This is a genomic window from Frigoribacterium sp. ME-P-080 (genome assembly GCF_030209595.1).
Taxonomy (GTDB): Bacteria; Actinomycetota; Actinomycetes; order Actinomycetales; family Microbacteriaceae; genus Frigoribacterium.
In genome coordinates, this window is record NZ_JARVRR010000006.1 from 1 (window position 1) to 18313 (window position 18313).

Here is an 18313-nt window from a genome sequence, read left to right on the forward strand (position 1 = left end):
CCGGCGTCAACGTCGGCCGCGGCGGAGACGACACCCTCTTCGCCCTCGCCCCCGGCTCGGTCGAGTTCGGCAACAAGGGCGGCCGCAAGGTCGTCAACATCGTCGCCTCCGCGACGGCCGTCGCCTAGGCGACAGCACACGCGTCATCCGCCTCGGGGCGGTCGGGCCCAGGCCCGGCCGCCCCGAGGCTTTTCCGTGCCCGCTGTACCCCTCGTCCAGGCGGCACGGGGCGAGGACGCGTAGACGGGATCGATGAAGGCACTCACGTACCAGTCCGTCACCAACGTCTCCGTCGAGGACGTCCCCGATCCCACGATCATCGACCCGAGCGACGCGGTCATCAAGGTCACGTCGGCCGCGATCTGCGGAAGCGACCTGCACCTGTACGACGCCCTGGGCGCGTTCCTCGACAAGGGCGACGTGCTCGGCCACGAGACCATGGGCATCGTCACCCAGGTCGGTTCCGAGGTCAGCCGCATCGAGGTCGGCGACCGCGTCGTCGTCCCCTTCGTCATCGCGTGCGGCCACTGCTTCATGTGCGACCGCGGGCTCTTCTCGCAGTGCGAGACCACCCAGGTCACCGAGTACGACTCGGGCGCCACCCTCTACGGCTTCAGCAAGCTCTACGGCCAGGTGCCCGGTGGCCAGGCCGAGCAGCTGCGGATCGCGCGTGCCGACGCCAACCTCGTGAAGGTCGGCGCCGACCTGCCCGACGAGCGCTACCTCTTCCTCAGCGACATCCTGCCGACCGCCTGGCAGGGCGTCGAGTACGCCCAGGTGCCCGAAGGCGGCACCCTGGTCGTCCTGGGCCTCGGCCCGGTCGGCCAGTTCGCGTCGCGCATCGGCAAGTACCGCGGCTACCGCGTCATCGGCATCGATCCGGTGCCCGAGCGTCGCGCCATGGCCGAGCGCCACGGCGTCGAGGTCCTCGACCTGACGAAGGACGTCGCCGACGTCGTCAAGGGCATGACCGACGACCGCGGACCCGACTCCGTCGTCGACGCCGTCGGCATGGAGGCACACGAGCACGCCGGCATCGGCCTCGTGCAGAAGTTCGCCGCCGCCCTGCCCGACGCGATCGGCCAGGCCGTCATGCAGAAGGCCGGCATCGACAGCCTCGGCGCCATGCACCTCGCCTTCGAGATCGTGCGCCGTGGCGGCACCGTCTCGCTCAGCGGGGTCTACGGCGGCACGGCCGACCCCACGCCCTTCCTCACGCTCTTCGACAAGCAGATCACCATCAAGATGGGCCAGTGCAACGTCCAGAAGTGGATGGACACCCTGATGCCCCTCGTCGAGGACCCGACCGACCCGCTCGGCACCGAGGACCTCGTCACCCACCCGGTGCCGCTCTCCGAGGCCGCCGCCATGTACGACGTCTTCAAGAACAAGGAGGACGGCTGCATCAAGGTCGTCCTCAAGCCCTGACGCCTCGACACGTCAGAGACCTCGACGACGCGACCCCCGCCTCCTGGGGGTCGCGTCGGCCCGTGAGGCGGGCTAGCGTCGTCGCTCGGGAATGCGGCCTGTTCGACGACCGTTCACCGAAACGCGCGCGCACGTTCACCCCACTCATGGCAAACGGGTGATGGACTGGTGACGAATCAACAACGAGGGTCTCGTCCCGAGCCCACGTCGGCGACATCGATTGAGAGAACCATGGATCTCCGGACGGCCGAACACCCCAGGCCGAACCACTTCATCCTGCACCTCAGCGACACGCACCTCGTCGGCGGGGACCGCGACCTCTACGGCGCCGTCGACAGCGAGGCCCGGCTCCGTCAGATCATGGACGAGATCGAGGCGTCCGACGGGCGGCCCGAGGCCATCGTCTTCACGGGCGACCTCGCCGACAAGGGCGAGCCGGACGCCTACCGCAAGCTCCGCGCCCTGATCGAGCCCGTCGCCGAGCGACTCGGAGCCCAGGTCATCTGGGCCATGGGCAACCACGACGACCGCAGCGCGTTCCGGTCCGAGCTCTTCGGGCAGCTGCCGTCGCAGCGACCCGTCGATCTCGTCTACGACGTCAACGGCCTGCGCGTCATCACCCTCGACACGACCGTGCCCGGCCACCACTTCGGCCGGCTCTCGGGAGACCAGCTCGACTGGCTCGCCGAGGAGCTCTCGACCGATGCCCCCGACGGCACCATCATCGCCATGCACCACCCGCCGGTCCCGAGCGTGCAAGACCTGACGGCCCTCGTCGAGCTGCGTGACCAGGCGGCCCTCGCCGAGGTGATCGAGGGCAGCGACGTCCGCTCCATCATCGCGGGGCACCTGCACTACTCGACCAACGCCACCTTCGCGGGCGTCCCCGTCTCGGTCGCGTCGGCCACCTGCTACACGCAGGACCTCAACGTCGCCGGCGGCGGAACCCGCGGCCGCGACGGTGCCCAGGCGTTCAACCTGGTGCACGTCTACGAGGGCACCGTCGTGCACTCGGTCGTGCCGATCGGCACCTACGAGACCGTGGGCGAGTACGTGCCCGCCGACGTGGTGGCCGAGCGTCTCGCCGTCGCCGGCGTGCGCATCGCCCCCGCCGCCCCCCGCCACCGCGCGACGGACACGGCACCGGTGCCCGTGGTGCCGCGTGACCTCGCGCTGACGGGGCCGATCGACACGCTCTGACCGGGCCGGCCCGCCCCCACCGCAGCCGGTCTCGTGCACCGTCGGCAACTCCTGGCTCATGCTGCGCGCGACGGCCGGTGCCCCCTTCCCTGGCCCGTCGTGCAGCACGGAGCAGGAGTTGCCGACCCACTCGGTGCCGTCGACGCCGCCAGTCCCGACGCAGCCACGCCGAGGACGACCGACCGCCCCGAACACGGCCCGCGCGAGTCGGCAATTCCTGCTCCACGTCGCTCGATCGACGCCGACACGCCCCCGCCTGCGATCGCCGTGACGGGAGTCAGGAGTTGCCGACGAGGGACGAGGACTCCGTGACGTGAAGCGGGCGGTGCCGACCCGGGCGCCGGCCACGGGCCGGGTCAGCCGTGGGCGGGGGTGCGGGCCTCGGCGGCCATGGCCGCACGCAGACGACGCAGGTACCCGTCGCGGAGGACGTGACGGAGGCGCGGTGGCAGATGCGGGACGACCGCAGCCGTGGCGCGCATCACCCGGTCGTAGCGGCGCTGGGCGGCCGGCGACCAGGGCAGGCCGAAGTCGTCACGGACTCGACCCGGCAACGACCCCGCGGTGACGAGCCGGGCGAGCGGCATCACTGCCCTCAGCCACCACGGCCCCGTCGTCGGGTGCAACAACTCGTGGGCGACCCGACGCGTGACGTCGTCCACCACGAGGTGCGCGACGGCGTCGTCCCAGTAGCGCCGGAACGCCGCTGCATCGGCCGGCCACAACTCTCGCGGCATCTGCAGCGACGTGCCGACGAGGGCGTAGTCCTGGTAGACGGTCTCGGCGTGGGCCGGGTCGATCGGCCCGTGCACCCGCTCGAACAGCTGCACGGCCGAGTCGTAGAGCGTGGCTGCGACCCAGAGCTGCAGATCGGGGTCGAACGCGTCGTACCGCACCGACGAGGACTCGCCGTCGTGCACCGGACGGTGCGCCCGCCCGACGACCCGGCGGACGTGGGCCACCTCGGACGGGGTGCCGAAGACGATGGCGTAGAGGTACGTCATGGTGCCGTGCAGCCGCGACAACGGGCGCTCGACGAAGTCGCTGTGCTCGGCGACGCCGTGCCCCACCCCGGGGTTCGCGAGTTGCAGCAGGATCGCCCTGCCCCCACCGGCCAGGAGCAACGACTCGCCCGCCATGTCGGAGATGCGCCGCACGTCCGAGCCGTGAAGGGTCCAGGGCAGTCGCATGCGGTCAGCCTACGGCGGGCCGTCGGTAGGGTGCTGACATGGCCACCCCCGACTTCGTCCTGTCCCTGCGCGAGAAGATCGGCACGGCACCGCTGTGGCTCGCAGGCGTCACCGCGGTCGTGGTGCGCGATGACGAGACGCTGCTGGTGCGCCGAGCCGACACCGGCGCCTGGACGCCGGTGACGGGCATCGTCGACCCGGGCGAGCACCCCGCCGACGCCGCCGTCCGCGAGACCCTCGAGGAAGCCGACCTGCACGTCGTCCCCGAACGGCTGGCTTCGATCGGAGTGACCGACGAGGTCGTCTACGCGAACGGCGACCGCGCGCAGTACCTCGACCACACCTTCGTGATGCGCTACGTGTCGGGCGAGCCCTCCCCCGCGGACGGCGAGAACACCGAGGCCCGGTGGTTCCGGCTGGACGCCCTGCCGCCCATGGGCCCGGACATGCTCTCTCGTCTCGACGCCGCACTCGCGGGCGAACAGGCCGCCCGCTTCGGCACCTCGTCGAGCTGAGCGGCCGTCCGGACGACGGTGACGGCCACCGCGCCGGTGACCGGCGACCGGTGACCGGTGACCGGTGACGCCCGTCACACCCGCGACGCGGGTACGACCGGCGTCAGTCCGACCCTTCGAGCCCCCGCTGGGACGACGATCCGGTCGCCTCGCCCGACTGCGCCGCCTCGGCTCCGAGTGCCCGCCTGTCCTGCTCGGCGTTCTCGAGGGCGACGCGCTGCATCTCGTCCTTCTCCCACGGTGCGGGGAACGGGTAGTACCGCTCGAGGAAGTCCGTGACCGTCGCGGTCCGCTCGTCGTCGGTGACCTCGGGGAAGCTGCCGTCGTTGAGGCAGAAGAAGTCGAACGCGCGTTTCTTCAGCACCTCGGACAACGACGCCAGCCCCGACACCATCGTGGTGTCGATGTAGCTGACCTTCGCGTTCTCCTGCACGATCGCCCGACCCGTCATCAGCGAGTAGTAGTGGTAGAGCGAGTTCGTGACCGAGATGTTCTCCTTCGCACGGAAGGGGCTGCCGGCGGTGGCGGCGAACTCGTCGGCGAACTCGTGCTCCATCTCGAACAGGACGCTGCGGCGCAGCGGCGCGGCCGTGTGCTCGAGGTGGCGGGTGAGGACGCGGCCGAAGCGCTGCTGCAGCAGGCGGCGGTTGACCCGCGCGGCGTTCTCGAACCCGCTGCGGTCGATGTTGTTGTGCCCGAGCCCGATGCGGGTGTCGGCCTCGATGAACTTGGTGACGGAGCCCGGAGAGAAGAACATGCTCGGCGCGACGGGTCGCCCGAAGAACATGTCGTCGTTCGAGTACAGGAAGTGCTCGCTGAGACCCTCGATGTGGTGCAACTGCGACTCGACGGCCTGCGAGTTGTGCGTCGGGAGCATCGAGAGGTCGCTGAAGAACTCCTCGCTGCGCACGACGCGGACACGGGGGTGCTCGCCCAACCACTCGGGCACGGGCGAGTCGGTCGCGATGTAGATGTTCCGGACCCACGGGGCGAACATGTAGACCGACCGCAGGGCGTACTTGAGCTCGTCGATCTGACGGAACCGGGCCGCCGAGTCGTCGCCCTCGCCGACCACGTGACGTTTTGCCTGGGCGGCCCGGGCACGTTGGTACTCGATCGAGTTCCCGTCGACCCACGAGAAGACGATGTCGATGTCGAAGGTGATGTCGGTGGCGTGGTCGTCGAACATGTGCTCGAGGGTGGGCCACTCGATGCCGTACCGCTCGACGGTCTGTTCGACGGCCTCGGCACGGGGCAGTTCGGTGCGCATCAGTGCGTTCTCGGTCGGGGCGAGGATCTCGTCGTCGGTGATGATCCAGAACTCGACCTGCACGGCCGTGCCCGCGCCGTAGCGGAGGCGGCCGATGGGTTCGACGCGCGGCCGGTAGACACGGAAGACCCGCTCCGTCTCGAGCTCGAGCCCGCCCTCGATGACGAGGGACGCCTGACCCTTGCGGGGCTTGGCGTAGAAGGGCTCGGTGGCCGAGGCCGCGACCATGGCGGCGGTGAAGCGGTCACGGTGGACGGTGTCGACGGCGATCACCGGGCGGACGTCGTTTCCGCGCACGAGCAGGAAGGGCACCTGGGCGGCGTCGAGCACCCGCCGGATGTAGAGCAGGTCCTCGATCATCGACTGTTGGGGCGTGAGGTGACCGTTGAGGAGCGTGAACTGGCCCTTGCGGACGACGACGTCCTCTCGGTCGAGACCACCGGCTCGGTGACGAGGGGTCAGGAGAGGGCTCTCGGACGTGCCGACCATCTCTGACGTACCGGGGATCTCCGTGGCCATGCAGACTCAACCTTCCGTGCGGGCCTCGGGCGGGCGGACGCACCCTCGGCATTTTACGGGGTCGGAGGCACCTCGGCGGATCCGCTGCCCACGACGGTCAGCGACGGCCTCGGACCGGGGCGGCCCCCGTGGTCGTCGCGGCCGCGGTCGGCACCTTCACGAGCACCCCGACGGCGATCATGAGCGCCGCGGCGACGAACTGCAACCCTTGCCAGAGGTCGGGCTGGACGGGCACCACGAACACCGGGTTCCAGAGGACGGCCACGGCGGCGAGCAGGGGCAGCGCCCACCAGGCACGCCCCCGGTAGGCGAAGACGAGGACGATCAGGGCGAAGATCGACACCACGTACCGGAACACGGTGAAGACGTCCGAGCCGAGCAACGCGGTGCCGGCCAGCAGGGCGATGGCCGCGATCAGGCCGGGCGCCAGGGCCGGACGCGTGAACGCGGGGGCGGTGGGGGTGGGCACCGCCTACTCGATGTCGTAGGCGACGTCGAGGACGCTGATCGGACGGCTCATCGGCGGCTCGTCACGCAGGCGCTCGAGGGCCGGCTGCAGTTCGCCCAACCAGGCCTGGTAGCCGGCGTCGCTGAGGTGGACGTGGTCGGCGGCGAACTCGGGTCGCAGCGCGTCACCGGATTCGTCGGCGAGGGCGGGCCAGAGGTCGAGCCACTGCGCCCGGACCGTCGAGGAGAACTGACGGAGGTGGCGGTTGGCGTCCTTGAGGCGGGGTGCGAACTCCGCCCCCCGCGGCGCGATCGACTGCAACAGCAGACGCGTGCCGGGCAGTTCACGACGCATCGCCACCATGAGGTTCTCGATGCCGCGCACCACCTGTTCGACCGAGCGTCGCGCGGTGAAGTCGTTGGTGCCGATCATGAGCACGACGGAGTCGGGGTTCGCGGCCACGACGTCGTGGAGCCGTTCGGTCAGGCCGGCGACCGTGTCGCCCCCGACGCCCAGGTTGACGACCTGCTCGTCGGGCAACCACGCCGCCCAGTCGCCGTTCTCGGTCAAGCTGTCGCCGACGAAGGCGACGGTCTCTCGGTGTGTCATCACGACCTCCTGGTGGTCTGCTGAAGTGCCCCCATCGTGCCATCACCCGCTGGGAGCCGCGAACCGGCGCGCGCGTGCGCACCGCCCCGACCTCATTGACGGAAGCGCCGCGGCCTCTTCGACCAGACGCGGTCGAGCGCGTGGCGGACGCGCGGCAGCAGCACCACGAACGACGACACGACGACGAGCACCCCGAACAGCACCCCGAGCCACAACGGCACGGGCGACATGGCCTCGTCGCCCGCCGGGTACAGCGGCACCGGCGACGACGCCAGGACGAGGAGGCGCGGGTCGGTCACGCCACGGCCGTCGCGTCGGTCGTGGCCCCGCCCGCGGCACCGGCCACCCGCTCGCCGGTCGCCCGGGCGGCCGCCTCCCGCTCGGCCGTCGCCGTGATGCGCCGCAGCATGCCCGAGAAGATCACGCCGTGGAACGGCAGGATCGCGAACCAGTAGAGGCGCCCGCCGAGTCCCTGCGGGAAGAACACCGCGCGTTGGCGGTAGTGCGAGCCACCGTCGCGACGCGGCTCGACCGTGAGTTCCAGCCACGCGCCTCCGGGGACCTTCATCTCGGCCCGGAGCCGCAGCAGGTGGCCGCGATCGAGCTTCTCGACCCGCCACCAGTCGAGGGCGTCACCGACGCGCAGGGTGGTCGCACTGCGGCGGCCGCGACGGAGGCCCACTCCCCCGACCAGTCGGTCCATCCAGCCGCGGGCCGACCACGCCAGCGGGAACGAGTACCACCCGTTCTCGCCGCCGATGCTCTCGAGCACCTTCCAGAGCTCGGCGGCCGGAGCGGAGGTGTCGGTCTGCCGGTCGTCGGTGTAGACGATGTGCCCGGACCAGTCGGGGTCGCTCGGCAGCAGGTCGCTCGGCGCGCCGGCGACCGACGAGTCCTGCCAGCTGGTCTCGACGTCGCCGTCCTGTTCACGCTGCAGGGCGAGGCGGACGGCGCGACGGTAGGGCAGCAGCCCCTCGGCGGGCGGGGGCACGACGGCGTCGATGTCGTGCTCGCGCACGACGCAGTCGTACTGCAGCGACGCGATGATCGGCACGGCGAGGGCACGGGGCACGGGGGTGACGAGGTTGACCCACTGCGAGGCGAGCCACGGGGTGAAGACGGGGAGGGACGCGATCGGCCGCTGCTTGAGGCCGGCCTCGAGGGCGTACCCGTTCATCATCTGCCCGTACCGGAGCACGTCGGGACCGCCGATGTCGAAGGTGCGGTTGACGTCGTCGGGCACGTCGGCCGCCCCGAGCAGGTAGTGCAGCACGTCGCGGACGGCGATCGGCTGGATGAAGTTGCGGACCCACTTCGGTGCCGGCATGTAGGGCAGCACGTCCGTCAGGTGGCGCACCATCTCGAACGAGGCGCTGCCCGACCCGATGACGACGCCGGCCTGCAGGGCGACGGTCGGGACCCCGCTCGCCAGCAGGACGTCGCCGACGTCCTTGCGCGACTGCAGGTGCTTCGACAGGTCGCCCTCGGGGTGCAGTCCGCCGAGGTAGACGATCCGGCGGACACCCGCGTCGCGCGCCGCGTCGGCGACGGTGTGCGCCGCATCGGCCTCCGCGCGCTCGAAGTCGCCCTTGCCACCCATCGCGTGGGCGAGGTAGTAGACGACGTCGACGCCCTCCATGGCCGGACGCACCGTCTCGGGGTCGGTCAGGTCGCCCTGGACGACCTCGACGTCGCCGGACCAGGGCACGTCCCGCAGCTTCTCGGGCGATCGCACCAACACCCGCACGTCCGCCCCGGCGGCCACGAGCCGCGGCGTCAACCGCCCGCCGATGTACCCGGTCGCCCCGGTCACCAGCACCCGGCGGGAGGCCACGGCATGGTCGGTGTCGCTCGTGACGGGGGCGCTCGACGGCTCGGCGTCGGGAGTGTTCGCTGACATGGGCCCAAGCTACGCTGGACCCCATCATGACTACCCAGCAGCTCCCCACCGTCTCCGCCGTCGCCGGCATGATCGACCACGCGATCCTCAAGCCCGAGCTCACCCGCGCCGAGGTCGACGCGGCCCTCGACGACGCCGCCGCGAACCACGTCTTCAGCGTCTGCGTCCGGCCCTCCGACATCGCGCACGCCGTCGAGCGCCTCGAGGGCACCGGCGTCCTCGTCGGCACCGTCATCGGCTTCCCCCACGGCACGACCTCGACGGCGGCCAAGGCCGCCGAGTCGCGCCAGGCGATCGCCGACGGCGCCGCCGAACTCGACATGGTCGTCAACATCGGCTGGCTGCGCAGCGGCATGACCGCCGAGGTCGAGGCCGACGTGCGCGGCGTGGTCGAGGCGGCGGGCGACACGCTCGTCAAGGTCATCCTCGAGACGGCCTACCTCGACGACGACCAGATCGTCGCCGGTTCGACGGCCGCCGAGCGCGCCGGAGCCGCCTTCGTCAAGACGTCCACGGGCTTCGCCGGTGGCGGGGCGTCGCTCCCGCACCTGCGCCTCATGCGCGAGGCCGTCTCCGACTCGGTGCAGGTCAAGGCCTCGGGCGGCGTGCGCGGCCTCGACACCGTGCTCGAGATGCTCGAGCTCGGCGTCACGCGCTTCGGCACGAGCGCCAGCGGCACGATCCTCGCCGACCTGGCGCACCGCCTCGAGACGGGCCGCGCCTCGGGCGCGGGGGACGACACGACGTCGTACTGACGAGCCGAGGAGGCGCGGGTGACGTCGACGACGTGACCCGCGCCTCCTCGGGGCCGTCGGGCCGCACCCTCGCACGGCTCGGCGTCCCGCCGTCGACGTGCGCCGGACGATCGACTCCCAGCGCTCGACGCGTGACGCGTGACGCCTCAGGCGGTCGGCAGCCCCAGGATCTCACGCGTGCGGACGACGTCGGCCCGGATGTGCGCGATCAGGGCGTCGAGCCCCTCGAAGCGCACGTTGCCGCGCACCCAGTCGACGAAGTGGACGGTGACCTCGAGCCCGTAGAGGTCGAGCGAGACGTCGAGCAGGTGCGCCTCGACCTGCTTGGCCGGCACCCCCTCGAACGTCGGGTTGTTGCCGACCGACACGGCCGCCGGGTAGAGCGTGTCGCCGACCGAGACCCGGGCGGCGTAGACGCCGTCGGCCGGGACGAACCCCTCGCTGTCGCGGGCCAGGTTGGCCGTCGGGAAGCCCAGCTCGCGGCCCCGCTGTTCTCCGTGGACGACGATGCCGCGCACCGACGGCTCGCGACCGAGCAGGACGCCGGCCTCACGGACGTCACCCGCGTCCATCAGCTCGCGGATCCAGGTGGACGAGGCTCGGCGGCCGCCACTCGGCCTCACGTCGTCGATCGACACGACCCGGAACCCGCGCGAGGCACCGAGTCCGCGCAGGGTGTCGACGGTGCCGCTGCCGCGCACGCCGAACCGGAAGTCGTCACCCACGAACACGACGCGGGCGTGCAGGGCCCCGACGAGGATGCGGTCGACGAACTCGTCGGGCGTCAGCGCCCGCAGCTCGGCGTCGAAGGTGAGCATGAGGGTCGCGGCGACCCCGGCCTCGTCGAGCAGTTCGCGCTTCTGACGGTTGCTGACGAGAGCCGTCGGCACGTCGTCGGGTCGCAGGACCGCCAACGGGTGCCGGTCGAACGTGACCACGGTGGACACGAGACCCTCGTCGCGCGCCACCCCCTCGAGCATGTCGATCACGGCGCGGTGCCCGACGTGGACCCCGTCGAACTTGCCGATGGTGACGGCGCTCGGCCCGAAGTCGGGCGGCACGTCGCCGACCAGGTCGTAGAACTGCACGCGCGCTACCTCGTCGTGCCCGGGTCGCGAGGGACCCCACCGGCCCCCACGCCGTCGGCACCCGCCCCGTCGACCCCCGAGGCGTCGACGGCCCGGGCCACGCGGCCCTGCCGGCGCAGCCACAGGATGCCGAGCACGGGCAGGACGAGCGGCACGAAGCCGTACCCGCGACCGAAGAACGACCACACGGTGTCGTGCGGGAAGAGTTCGGGGTCGAGCACGGTCACGAGACCGATGATCAGGACGCCGGCGAGCTCGAAGCTGATGGTCGCCCAGGCCACGGCGTACCACCCCTGGCCACGGCCGATGAGGGCCACGGTGGCGACGATGTACACGACGGCCGACAACGCGCTCAGGGTGTAGGCCAGCGGAGCCTCGGAGAACTGGGTCGCGATCTGGAAGACCGACCGACCGGTGGCGGCGAGGGCGAGGAGGGCGTACACGGCGATGAGGACCCGGCCGAGGCCGACCGCGCGCGTTGACTTCTGAGTGACCATCTCGTCAAGGATAGGACTCCGACGCCTCCACCGCCGACCGGGTGGGTCAGAGGCCCTGGACGGTCCAGATCTGGAACATCCGGTAGACCATCACCGCGATCGCGAACGACGAGGTCGCCAGCACGAGGTTGCTCCAGCGCGTCCGGTCGACGAGCGCCCAGACCGTCGCGAGGGGCGGCAGGAGGATGGCCGAGACCAGATAGATGTAGAACTCGACGAGGTTGCCCGTCGGTGCGTTGCCGACGAAGGGAGCGACGATCGCGACGACCAGCTGCACCAGCAGGAGCAGCAGCACGACGGCACCCGTGCCGACGGTGATGTCGTCGGGCTGACGCTTGGCGAAGCAGGCGACCACACAGACGATGCCGGCCACCACGGCCACCACGACCTGCACCCAGGTGAACCACTCGATCATGCCTGCACCTCGTCGGTCGGGAAGTTCACGATGGGCTTCGCGGCCCCGCCCCGCACCGAGACCAGGCCGGCGAGGGCGCCCGTCGGGGTGACCGCGGCGACGGGCCCCGGGGTGTCGGCCAACTCGACGGCCACGCGCTTGCCGTGCCCGAGGTCGACGGCCTCGGCAGCGGTCATCGACCACTCGGGGAAGAGGGTACGGGCGACGTCGACCGGAGGGAGCAGCGCCGGGGCGACGTCGATGCCCTCGAGGACGGAGGCGCGGGTCACGTCGAACGGCCCGACCCGCGTCCGACGCAGTGCGGTCAGGTGTCCCCCGACGCCGAGGTCGGCTCCGAGGTCGCGGGCGAGGGCCCGGACGTAGGTGCCGGACGAACACGAGACCCGCACGTCGAGGTCGCGCACGGGCACACCGTCGACGACGGCGTCGCGTCGCTCGAGCACGGTGAACTCGGAGATCGTCACGTCGCGGGCCTTCAACTCGACCTCGACCCCGGCACGGGCGAGGTCGTAGGCGCGACGGCCGTCGACCTTGATCGCGCTGACCGTGGTGGGCACCTGGCTGATCGGCCCGGTCAGTCGCGCGATGCCGGCGTCGACGGCGTCGTCGGTGACGTCTCCGGCCGCGGTCGTCGAGACGACCTCGCCGTCGCTGTCGTCGCTGGTGGTGGAGACGCCGAGGCGGATGGTGGCGTCGTAGCCCTTGTCGAGGCCGACCAGGAAGGTCAGGAGGCGCGTCGACGAGTTCAGGCCCAAGACCAGCAACCCCGTGGCCAGCGGGTCGAGCGTGCCGGCGTGGCCGACCTTGCGCGTGCCCGCGGCCTTCCGCACCCGGGAGACCACGTCGTGGCTGGTGATGCCCTGCGGCTTGTCGACGAGGAGGAGACCGCTGTTCACCCGACGACGTTAGCGCAGCAGGACCGCGACGAAGCCGGGGACGCGCTCAGCACGCGTCGTCGAAACGTCGACGGGGGTGCTCGCGGTCGGAGTTGTCGACGACGGCCGAGGCCCTGGCCCGGGCGTCGAGTCGCGAGTCGTCGGCGGTGACCCACACCCGGTAGTGCCACAGCCCGGCGAGGCCGGGGCGGGCGAGGTCGGTGCCGTCGACGAGCAGCACCGCGTCGGCGGGGCCGGTGACCCACGCGGACTCGACCGCACGGTCGGCGTCGGCGTCCCAGGCCCGGTCGACCCAGCCCGTGCTGCCGCCCATCCGGAACGGCTCGACGAGCACCCGCCGGAAGAGGCTCTCGTCGAGGACCGGAGCGGAGTCCCGAGACGCCCCTGCGGGCCGCTTCTCGAAGCCGGCGAGCGAGGCACGGAACGCCGCGTGGCCCTGCTCGCGGAAGGCCTCGAGGAGGTCGTCGGCGAGAAGGGCCGCACCCGCGCCTCCGTCGCTGTCGATCGCGACGAGCACGCGTCCGCGCCCGTAGTTGTGCACGATCTCGGTGGCGAGTTCGCGCAGCGTGTCCTTCTTGGCAGGGGCCCATCGGGTGGTCATGCCGCCACCGTACGCCCGACGGCCGGGACCTCGCCGGGCACGCCCTCGACGACCCGTAGGCTCGTACGGTGAGCATCTCCCCCGCCGTGGCCGCCTGGTTCCGCGAGAACGGTCGCGACCTCCCGTGGCGGCGTCCCGGCTTCACGGCCTGGGGCACGCTGGTCAGCGAGATCATGCTCCAGCAGACCCCCGTGGCCCGCGTCGTGCCACGACTCGAGCAGTGGCTCGACCGCTGGCCCACGCCACGCGACCTGGCGGCGTCGCCGGCCTCCGAGGCCGTGCGCGCCTGGGAACGCCTCGGCTACCCGCGTCGGGCCCTGGCCCTCCACGCCGCCGCCGTGGCCATCACCGAGCGACACCACGGGGTCGTGCCGGAGGATGTCCCCTCGCTCCTGGCGCTGCCCGGGATCGGCGACTACACCGCACGGGCCGTCGCGGTCTTCGCCTACGGCCACCGACACCCCGTCGTCGACACGAACGTCCGCCGGGTCCTGGCCCGTGCGGTCGAGGGACTCGCCGAACCGTGGGCGCCCCGGGCCTCGCGCGACCTCCCCCTGATGGAGTCGCAGCTGCCCGTCGACCTCGAGGAGGCGCGGGTCACGAACGCGGGCGTCATGGAGTTGGGTGCCCTGGTCTGCACGGCGCGGTCACCGAAGTGCGACGTCTGCCCGCTGGTCGATCGGTGCGCGTGGGTGCTGGCGGGTCGTCCTGCGCACACCGGGCCGCGCCTCCGGACCCAGGCCCGCTTCGAGGGATCGGACCGCCAGGTGCGCGGATTGATCCTGGCCGAGCTGCGGGCCAGCGACGTCCCCGTCACGGCGGCCGAGATCGCGACCGTTTGGCCGGACGACGTGCAACGCGCGAGAGCCCTCGCCGGGCTGCTCCGTGACGGTCTGGCCACGGGGTCGCCCGACGAGGGCTATCGCCTGCCCGACTGAGGCGGGGGCGTCCTGACGGGTGCTCTGGCTAGCGGGTCGAGCCGTCGGGCTCGGTCGACTCGCCTGCGGCGGGTGCCTCGAGCTCGTCGTCCATCGCCAGGTCGTCGTCGAGTTCGTCGTCCGCGTCGAGGTCGTCGTCCGCGTCGAGGTCGCGGGGCTTGACGTACGGGTCGGCGTCGCCGGCGTACTCGGCCGACGAGGCCATGGTCTGGCTCTCGTGGTCGCGCTGGCGAGCTTCTTGCAGCAGACGGTCGATCGAGGCCGCGTTCTCGGGGAGTGCGTCGAGGATGAACTCGAGGCTCGGGGTGAGCCGCGCGGTGATGTTCTTGCCCACCTCGCTGCGCAACATGCCGGTCGCCGACTTGAGGGCGGCACCCGTGTCGCGCCGTTCCTCGTCGGTGCCGTAGACCGTGTAGAAGACCGAGGCGTGCTGCAGGTCTCCCGTCACCTTGACGTCGGTGATCGTCACGAACCCGAGTCGAGGGTCCTTGATGCCGCGTTCGAGACGCCGCGCGATGATCTCGTGGATGCGGTCGGCCATCTTGCGGGCGCGTTGCGCGTCAACCATTGTTCACTCCTGTTCGTGCTGCTCGCCGCCGTGGCGAGAGGGGTGAGGCCCCGCCCCGACCGTAGTCGGAGCGGGGCCTCGTGTACTGCGACGACGCCGGGTCAGCCCCGGGGCTTCTCGACCATCTCGATGGTCTCGATCTCGTCGCCGATCTGGATGTCGTTGAACTTGCCGAGACCGATGCCGGCCTCGAAGTCCGTCCGCACCTCGGTGACGTCATCCTTGAAGCGACGCAGCGAGTCGATCGCCAGGTTGTCGCCGACGACGACGCCCTCGCGGATCACGCGGGCACGAGCGTTGCGGGTGATCGTTCCCGAGCGCACGATGACACCGGCGATGTTGCCGACCTTCGACGAGCGGAAGATCTCGCGGATCTCGGCGACACCGGACTGCTTCTCCTCGAACTCGGGCTTGAGCATGCCCTTGAGCGAGTTCTCGATGTCCTCGAGGGCCGCGTAGATGACCGAGTAGAACCGGACGTCGACACCCTCGCGAGCAGCGCGCTCACGAGCCTTCGTGTCGGGACGGACGTTGAACCCGATGATGACCGCGTTGTCGACCGTGGCGAGGTTGACGTCGCTCTCGGTGACGGCACCCACACCGCGGTGGATGATGCGCAGCTGCACGCTGTCGTCCACCTCGATCTTGAGCAACGATTCTTCCAGCGCCTCGACGGCACCGGACACGTCACCCTTGATGATGATGTTGAGGGCTTCGACCTTGCCCTCTTCGAGAGCACGGGTGAAGTCCTCGAGCGAGATGCGCTTGCGGGCCTTGGCCAGCGAGGCGTTGCGCTCGACGGCTTCGCGCTTCTCGGCGATCTGACGGGCGGTGCGGTCCTCCTCGGTGACGAGGAAGGTGTCACCGGCCCGGGGAACGCTCGACAGACCCTGGACCAGCACGGGCCGGCTCGGGTAGGCCTCGTCGACCGAGTCGCCGTTCTCGTCGACCATGGCGCGGACGCGGCCGTAGGCCGTACCGGCGACGATGGCGTCACCGACGCGCAGCGTGCCCGACTGGATCAGGACCGTCGCGACGGCACCGCGACCCTTGTCGAGACGGGCCTCGATGGCGACGCCGCGGGCGTCCTTGTCGGGGTTGGCGCGCAGGTCGAGACCGGCGTCGGCCGTGAGCAGGACGGCCTCGAGGAGGGCGTCGATGTTCTTGTTGTCACGGGCCGACACGTCGACGAACATGACGTCTCCGCCGTACTCCTCGGCGACGAGGCCGTATTCGGTGAGCTGCTGACGCACCTTCGCCGGGTTCGCGCCCTCTTTGTCGATCTTGTTGACCGCGACGACGATCGGCACGCCGGCCGCCTGGGCGTGGTTCAACGCCTCGACGGTCTGCGGCATGATGCCGTCGTCCGCCGCGACCACGAGGATCGCGATGTCGGTCACCTGGGCACCACGGGCACGCATGGCGGTGAACGCCTCGTGACCGGGGGTGTCGATGAAGGTGATGGCGCGCTCGACGCCCTCGTGCGGAGCCCACACCTGGTAGGCGCCGATGTGCTGCGTGATGCCACCGGCCTCGCCGGCGACCACGTTGGCGTTGCGGATCGCGTCGAGCAGACGGGTCTTTCCGTGGTCGACGTGGCCCATGACCGTGACGACCGGGGGGCGGATCTGCAGGACGGACTCGTCCTCGTCCTCGAGCTCTTGCTCGAGGTCGATGTCGAAGCCCTCGAGGAGCTCTTTGTCTTCGTCCTCGGGCGAGACGACCTGGATGTTGTAGCCCAGCTCTTCGCCGAGGACCTGGAAGGTGGCCTCGTCGAGCGACTCGGTCGCCGTCGCCATCTCACCGAGGTGGAACAGGACGGTCACCAGGTTGCCGGGGCTCGCGTCGATCTTGTCGGCGAAGTCGCTGATGGACGCACCACGACGCAGACGGACGATCGTGTTGCCGTCGCCGCGGGGGACGCTGACGCCACCCAGCGACGGGGCCGACCGCATCTCGAACTCGGCCCTCTTCGTCCGCTTCGACTTGCGTGCCTTGCTCTTGCCGCCACCACGACCGAACGCACCGGCGGTTCCGCCACCGGGGCCGCGGCCTCGACCGCCACCACCGGAGGGACGGGGTCCGCTGAAGCCGGGACGGAAGCCGCCGGCCGCGCCGGGGGCACCGGCGCCGGGACGCTGGAAGCCACCGCCGGCACCACCGGGACGACCCGCGCCGCCACCGGCGGGACGCTGACCGAAGCCGTTGGGACGGGGGCCGGCACCGACGCCGGGACGCGGAGCGCCCGGACGAGGAGCACCGGGACGGGGAGCCTGCGGGCGCGGGCCCGCGGCGCCGCCGGGACGGGGCATGCTGCTGGCCGCACCGGAGCCGCCGGGACGAGGAGCACTGGGGCGCCCCATGCCCTGGTTGCTGGCGAAGGGGTTGTTGCCGGGACGAGGGGCACCGGGGCGCGGGCCGCCGGGCTTGGGACCCGCGGCGCCGGGCTTGGCGGCGTCGTCGGCCGGAGCTGCCGCGTCGTCCTTGGCGGCTGCGGCTGCTGCGGCACGCTGCGCCTCGGCCTGGGCCTGGCGCTCGGCGACCGTCAGCGGGGCGACGGGTGCGGGTGCCGCGTCGACGTCGGGCTCGGCAGCCGCCACGGGGGCGGGCGTCGGCTCGGCGACGGGAGGCTTGGGGGCTGCCGGACGGGGACCGCCGGGCTTGGGCGCCGAGCTCGCGGGCTGTGCGGCGGCACCGGCCGAGGGGGCCTTGGCGGCGGGGGTCGCGGGCTTCGCGGCACCGGCGAAGGCCTGGCGCAGCTTGCGGGCGACGGGAGGCTCGACGCTGGAGGACGGTCCCTTGACGAACTCACCCATCTCTTTGAGCTTCTCTAGTGCGGTCTTGCTGTCGATCCCCAGCTCGCTGGCGATCTCGTGTACGCGTGGTTTAGCCACAGTTCTCCTGTCTCGGGCCCTTCCCGAGACGGGAAGAGCCTTAGTTCTGGACGGGTCTCATTTCGAGCCGCTCATTAGTGGTTGCTCATTAGTTGTCCATGTGCCGTTCAGCCTGTTCTGTCGTGGCGATGGGTCGTGAAGTGGTGATCCGCGTGAGGTGGGCGCGGAGCTCGTCGACGTCGGGTTCGGAGTCGAGGCGGAGCGCACGGCGGAAGGCCTTGCGCTTCACTGCCGACTCGAACGCGTCGATCGACGGCGTCAACCACGCACCCCGCCCGGGAAGGGTCGCGGTCGGATCGACCACGAGACGTCCGTTTCGGGCGACGACCCGCACGAGTGCGGATCGTGGAGCGCGCGCTCGAGTACCGATGCACGTTCTGACGGGTTCCACCTTACCCCCTCGGGTCGTCGGACGGGAGACGCCGAGGGCGAACGGCGTGGTGCGCCGGTCGCCCTCGGCCACCCGGGTTCTCGTCGGGGCGATCAGTCGCCTTCGAGGATGCTGTCGGGCTTGATGGGTCATTCCCGTGACCGGGCCGCCGACGCTGGCGCGTCGTCGACCCGGCGCGCGGATCGACATCC

The 18313-nt window shown here is 71.2% G+C and carries 20 protein-coding genes; 6 read left to right on the forward strand and 14 right to left on the reverse strand.

The annotated features are described in order from the left end of the window. The 3 genes from QRN23_RS11315 to QRN23_RS11325 all read left to right on the forward strand — a co-directional run. Positions 1-128, forward strand: a 128-nt coding sequence (locus QRN23_RS11315; RefSeq protein ID WP_285063642.1) for a 50S ribosomal protein L27, incomplete at its 5' end; no start/stop codon positions are given. Positions 129-252: 124 nt separating this feature from the next. Further along, on the forward strand, positions 253-1428 hold the full coding sequence (locus QRN23_RS11320) for an alcohol dehydrogenase catalytic domain-containing protein (protein WP_056045778.1): 1176 nt from the start codon (positions 253-255) through the stop codon (positions 1426-1428). 231 nt (positions 1429-1659) lie between these two features. After that, positions 1660-2628: a phosphodiesterase gene (locus tag QRN23_RS11325; protein WP_056045780.1), complete on the forward strand. Its 969-nt coding sequence runs from the start codon at positions 1660-1662 to the stop codon at positions 2626-2628. Positions 2629-2984: 356 nt separating this feature from the next. On the opposite strand, the gene QRN23_RS11330 is transcribed toward QRN23_RS11325, so the two are convergent. Next, positions 2985-3818, reverse strand: a complete 834-nt coding sequence (locus QRN23_RS11330) for an oxygenase MpaB family protein (RefSeq protein ID WP_285063591.1) — start codon at positions 3816-3818, stop codon at positions 2985-2987. Positions 3819-3856: 38 nt separating this feature from the next. Here QRN23_RS11330 and QRN23_RS11335 point away from each other — a divergent pair, with 38 nt between their 5' ends. Further along, complete coding sequence (locus QRN23_RS11335) at positions 3857-4333, forward strand: NUDIX hydrolase (RefSeq protein ID WP_285063592.1); 477 nt, start codon at positions 3857-3859, stop codon at positions 4331-4333. A gap of 103 nt (positions 4334-4436) precedes the next feature. Here QRN23_RS11335 and QRN23_RS11340 read toward each other — a convergent pair whose 3' ends face one another. From QRN23_RS11340 to QRN23_RS11360, 5 genes are all read right to left on the reverse strand, one after another. Beyond that, on the reverse strand, positions 4437-6092 hold the full coding sequence (locus tag QRN23_RS11340) for a stealth family protein (protein ID WP_285063643.1): 1656 nt from the start codon (positions 6090-6092) through the stop codon (positions 4437-4439). Between the two features lie 127 nt (positions 6093-6219). Next, entirely contained in the window at positions 6220-6591 is a 372-nt protein-coding gene (locus tag QRN23_RS11345) for a DUF6804 family protein (protein WP_056045790.1), read from the reverse strand. A gap of 3 nt (positions 6592-6594) precedes the next feature. After that, positions 6595-7179: a GDSL-type esterase/lipase family protein gene (locus QRN23_RS11350; protein ID WP_056045795.1), complete on the reverse strand. Its 585-nt coding sequence runs from the start codon at positions 7177-7179 to the stop codon at positions 6595-6597. A gap of 92 nt (positions 7180-7271) precedes the next feature. Next, positions 7272-7478 (reverse strand): hypothetical protein, encoded by a 207-nt coding sequence (locus QRN23_RS11355; protein ID WP_056045798.1) that lies wholly within the window; start codon positions 7476-7478, stop codon positions 7272-7274. Beyond that, a complete protein-coding gene (locus QRN23_RS11360; protein ID WP_123570214.1) occupies positions 7475-9079 on the reverse strand; it encodes an SDR family oxidoreductase in 1605 nt (534 codons plus the stop codon). The genes QRN23_RS11355 and QRN23_RS11360 overlap by 4 nt, the downstream gene beginning before the upstream one ends. A gap of 26 nt (positions 9080-9105) precedes the next feature. On the opposite strand from QRN23_RS11360, the gene deoC reads away from it, so the two are divergent. Further along, positions 9106-9834: a deoxyribose-phosphate aldolase gene (gene deoC / locus QRN23_RS11365; RefSeq protein WP_285063593.1), complete on the forward strand. Its 729-nt coding sequence runs from the start codon at positions 9106-9108 to the stop codon at positions 9832-9834. Positions 9835-9980: 146 nt separating this feature from the next. On the opposite strand, the gene QRN23_RS11370 is transcribed toward deoC, so the two are convergent. The 5 genes from QRN23_RS11370 to QRN23_RS11390 are packed head-to-tail and all read right to left on the reverse strand — an operon-like array spanning position 9981 to position 13331. Next, complete coding sequence (locus QRN23_RS11370; protein ID WP_056045804.1) at positions 9981-10922, reverse strand: bifunctional riboflavin kinase/FAD synthetase; 942 nt, start codon at positions 10920-10922, stop codon at positions 9981-9983. Between the two features lie 5 nt (positions 10923-10927). Beyond that, positions 10928-11419: a hypothetical protein gene (locus QRN23_RS11375; RefSeq protein WP_082460257.1), complete on the reverse strand. Its 492-nt coding sequence runs from the start codon at positions 11417-11419 to the stop codon at positions 10928-10930. Between the two features lie 46 nt (positions 11420-11465). Further along, positions 11466-11834 carry a hypothetical protein gene (locus tag QRN23_RS11380; protein ID WP_043596125.1) on the reverse strand — a complete coding sequence of 123 codons (369 nt, stop codon included), beginning with the start codon at positions 11832-11834 and terminating at the stop codon, positions 11466-11468. After that, complete coding sequence (gene truB / locus QRN23_RS11385) at positions 11831-12730, reverse strand: tRNA pseudouridine(55) synthase TruB (protein ID WP_285063594.1); 900 nt, start codon at positions 12728-12730, stop codon at positions 11831-11833. Before truB ends, QRN23_RS11380 begins: the two co-directional genes overlap by 4 nt. 46 nt (positions 12731-12776) lie before the next feature. Continuing rightward, the gene (locus QRN23_RS11390; protein WP_285063595.1) at positions 12777-13331 is read right to left on the reverse strand and encodes a nucleoside/nucleotide kinase family protein; all 555 of its coding nucleotides are present in this window, start codon (positions 13329-13331) and stop codon (positions 12777-12779) included. Between the two features lie 68 nt (positions 13332-13399). On the opposite strand from QRN23_RS11390, the gene QRN23_RS11395 reads away from it, so the two are divergent. Next, positions 13400-14269, forward strand: coding sequence for an iron-sulfur binding domain-containing protein (locus QRN23_RS11395; RefSeq protein WP_285063596.1), 870 nt, complete (start codon positions 13400-13402; stop codon positions 14267-14269). Between the two features lie 28 nt (positions 14270-14297). On the opposite strand, the gene rbfA is transcribed toward QRN23_RS11395, so the two are convergent. The 3 genes from rbfA to QRN23_RS11410 form a co-directional block, all read right to left on the reverse strand. Further along, positions 14298-14837: a 30S ribosome-binding factor RbfA gene (gene rbfA, locus QRN23_RS11400; protein ID WP_159826395.1), complete on the reverse strand. Its 540-nt coding sequence runs from the start codon at positions 14835-14837 to the stop codon at positions 14298-14300. 101 nt (positions 14838-14938) lie between these two features. After that, positions 14939-17731 (reverse strand): translation initiation factor IF-2, encoded by a 2793-nt coding sequence (gene infB / locus QRN23_RS11405; protein WP_056045821.1) that lies wholly within the window; start codon positions 17729-17731, stop codon positions 14939-14941. 88 nt (positions 17732-17819) lie between these two features. Continuing rightward, the gene (locus QRN23_RS11410) at positions 17820-18311 is read right to left on the reverse strand and encodes a YlxR family protein (RefSeq protein ID WP_324289744.1); all 492 of its coding nucleotides are present in this window, start codon (positions 18309-18311) and stop codon (positions 17820-17822) included. Positions 18312-18313 lie beyond the last annotated feature (2 nt).